The organism is Pseudomonas sp. 39004 (genome assembly GCF_028682155.1).
In the GTDB taxonomy this organism is placed as follows: domain Bacteria; phylum Pseudomonadota; class Gammaproteobacteria; order Pseudomonadales; family Pseudomonadaceae; genus Aquipseudomonas; species Aquipseudomonas capeferrum.
On the sequence record NZ_JANIAG010000299.1, the window covers coordinates 1 to 3,418 of the forward strand.

The 3,418-nt window shown below is 64.2% G+C and carries 2 protein-coding genes; both read left to right on the forward strand.

Annotated elements, in window-relative coordinates:
- Window positions 1-1,788, forward strand: a 1,788-nt coding sequence (locus NP534_RS26240; protein ID WP_274100661.1) for a PQQ-dependent dehydrogenase, methanol/ethanol family, incomplete at its 5' end; no start/stop codon positions are given.
- 6 nt (window positions 1,789-1,794) lie between these two features.
- Window positions 1,795-3,228: an aldehyde dehydrogenase gene (gene aldA / locus NP534_RS26245; protein WP_274100662.1), complete on the forward strand. Its 1,434-nt coding sequence runs from the start codon at window positions 1,795-1,797 to the stop codon at window positions 3,226-3,228.
- Window positions 3,229-3,418 lie beyond the last annotated feature (190 nt).

A 3,418-nucleotide genomic window follows, 5' to 3' on the forward strand; every position in this document is an offset into this window, starting at 1 on the left:
GGTGAGGCCTGCTGCGATGCGGTAAACCGAGGCGTGGCGGTGTGGCAGGGCAAGGTCTACGTCGGCGTACTGGACGGGCGCCTGGAGGCGATCGATGCCAAGACCGGCAAGCGGGTCTGGTCGGTGGACACCCGCAGCGACCATAAACGCAGCTACACCATCACCGGCGCGCCGCGGGTGGTCAACGGCAAGGTCATCATCGGCAATGGTGGGGCGGAGTATGGCGTGCGCGGCTATGTAACGGCCTATGACGCCGAAACCGGCAAGCAGGCCTGGCGCTTCTTCACCGTGCCAGGTGACCCCAAGCTGCCCCCGGAAGACAAGGCCATGGAAATCGCCAGCAAGACCTGGCACGGCGATGCATTCGTCGAGTGGGGCGGTGGCGGCACGGCCTGGGACTCGTTCGCCTACGACCCGGAATTGAACCTGCTGTACATCGGCGTCGGCAATGGCTCGATGTGGGACCCGAAATGGCGCAGCCAGGCCAAAGGCGACAACCTGTTCCTGTCGTCGATCGTCGCGGTCAATGCCGACACGGGCGAATACGCCTGGCACTACCAGACCACCCCGGGCGATGCCTGGGACTTCACCGCCACCCAGCACATGATCCTTGCCGAGCTGCCGATCGACGGCAAGCAACGCAAGGTGCTGATGCAGGCACCCAAGAATGGCTTTTTCTATGTGCTCGACCGCGCCACTGGCGAGCTGCTGTCGGCCAAGAACATCGTGCCGGTGAACTGGGCCAAGGGTATCGACATGAAGACCGGGCGGCCCATCCTCGACGACGAGGCGGCGGCCTACTGGAAGGACGGCAAGCGCAAGCTGGTGACCCCGGCATTCTGGGGCGCTCATGATTGGCACCCGATGTCGTACAACCCGAACACGGGGCTGGTGTACATCCCGGCGCATATCATGTCGGCCTACTACGAGCACATTCCCGACGCACCCAAGCGCAACCCGTTCAAAAGCGTATACCAGCTCGGTCTACGCACCGGCATGATGCCCGAGGGTGCCGAAGGCCTGCTGGAGATGGCCAAGACCTGGTCCGGCAAGCTGATCGCCTGGGACCCGGTTAAACAGGCGCCGGCCTGGGAAGTGCCCTACATCACCATCTTCAACGGCGGCACCTTGAGCACCGCCGGCAACCTGGTGTTCGAAGGCAGCGCCGATGGCCGGGTGATCGCCTACGCCGCCGACACCGGCAAGAAACTCTGGGAGTCACCGGCCGCCAGTGGCGTGATGGCGGCACCGATCAGCTATTCGGTCGATGGCGAGCAGTACGTCACCTTCATGGCCGGTTGGGGCGGGGCATTCTCGACGTTTGCCGGGGCACTGTCGCTACGTGCCGGGGTACAGCCTTTCTCCCAGGTGCTGACCTACAAGCTTGGCGGTAATGCCACGTTGCGTGAGCCGGCACCGCCCGCCAACGCGCCCGAACCGCCACCCCTGACCGCTGATGCCAACGCAGTGGCCGCCGGTGCTGCCCTGTACGACGGCAACTGTTCGCAGTGCCATGGCATTCATGCCGTCAGCGGCGGTGTACTGCCTGACCTGCGCAAGCTCAGCGCGGAAAAACACCAGATGTTCCTCGGCATCCTCTATGGCGGCCGCGTGCCCGATGGCATGCCGTCGTTTGCCGACAACCTCAAGCCCGAGCAGGTGGAACAGGTGCACCAGTACCTCATCAAGCGTGCCCATGACCTCAAGCGCGAGGGCAGTACCTGGCAGCAGTTCAGCGCCAAGCCGGCTGCCCAGTCGCCACTGGCCGACAACCACCCACAGGAGTGAATGACCATGACCGCAACGATCTACCAGAACTACATCGACAATGCCTTCCTGCCCAGCGAGCAACTGATCGAGGTGTACAACCCGGCCAACGCACAGCTGCTGGGGCGTGTCCCGGAGTCGCCGGTGGAGCACGTGGAGCGGGCCATTGCCGCAGCGCGTCAAGCGCAAAAAGGCTGGGCGGCCAAGCCTGCAATCGAGCGCGCCGGGTATCTGCGCCAGATCGCGACAAAGGTACGCGCCAATGCCGAACGCCTGGCGCGCATCATCACCCTGGAAGGCGGCAAGGTGCCGGGGCTGGCGCAGGTCGAGGTCAACTTCACGGCCGATTACCTCGACTACATGGCTGAATGGGCGCGACGCCTGGAAGGCGAGGTGCTGACCAGCGACCGCGCCAATGAGCACATCTTCCTGATGCGCAAACCCTTGGGTGTGGTGGCTGGGATCTTGCCGTGGAACTTCCCGTTCTTTTTGATCGCCCGCAAGATGGCCCCGGCGTTGTTGGCGGGGAACACTATCGTGATCAAACCCAGTGAGGAAACGCCGATCAATTGCTATGAGTTCGCAAAGTTGGTGGCCGAGACCGACCTGCCGGCGGGTGTGTTCAACGTAGTCGGCGGCAAGGGGGCGAGCGTCGGCCATGGGCTGTCCAGCCATGCCGGCATCGACCTTGTGAGCTTTACCGGTAGCGTCGCCACCGGCGCACGGATAATGGCTGCTGCGGCGCCGAACATCACCAAGCTCAACCTTGAGCTGGGCGGCAAGGCCCCGGCGATCGTGCTGGCGGACGCCGACCTGGACCTGGCGGTGAACGCCATCGTCGCTTCGCGGGTGATCAATACTGGCCAAGTGTGCAACTGCGCCGAGCGGGTGTACGTGGAACGCAAGGTGGCCGACGCCTTCGTCGACAAGGTGGGCCAGGCCATGGCGGCCACCCGTTATGGCGACCCGTCGAGCCGTGCCGACCTGGACATGGGGCCGCTGATCAACCAGGCCGGGCTCGACAAGGTGGCGCAGATGGTGCGTACGGCGGTCGGGCAGGGCGCCCAACTGGTGACCGGCGGGCAGGTGGCCGACCTGGGTGCCGGGTTCCATTACCAGCCGACTGTGCTTGCGGGCTGTGCGTCGGACATGGAGATCATGCGCAAAGAGATCTTCGGGCCGGTGCTGCCCATCCAGGTGGTCGATGACCTGGACGAGGCGATTGCCTTGGCCAACGATAGCGAATACGGGCTGACGTCTTCGCTCTACACCCGCGACCTGAATGCTGCGCTGAAGGCCTGCCGCGAGATCGACTTTGGCGAGACCTACATCAACCGCGAGAATTTCGAGGCCATGCAGGGCTTCCACGCCGGGGCGCGCAAGTCCGGGGTCGGCGGGGCGGATGGCAAGCATGGTTTGTATGAGTACATGCGTACGCAGGTGGTGTACATCCAGGGGTAGAGGGTGGCTTTGCTGGCCTCTTCGCGGGGCAAGCCCGCTCCCACTGAATGTTGGGCAAGTAGGGCGGCTAGGTGCTTGTCTCGGGTTTGGAGGTGGGGCGAAGATCGAGCGCCGCCCGCGCGGCGCATCGCGAGCTAAGCTCGCTCCTACATTTGTTTCGGGCCAGTTATTCCTGAGGTATTGCCGCGCG

What these genes read in the sequence shown, in the direction of transcription:
- aldA (WP_274100662.1), top strand. Translation starts at nt 1,795, where the DNA reads ATGACCGCAACGATCTACCAGAACTACATCGACAATGCCTTCCTGCCC.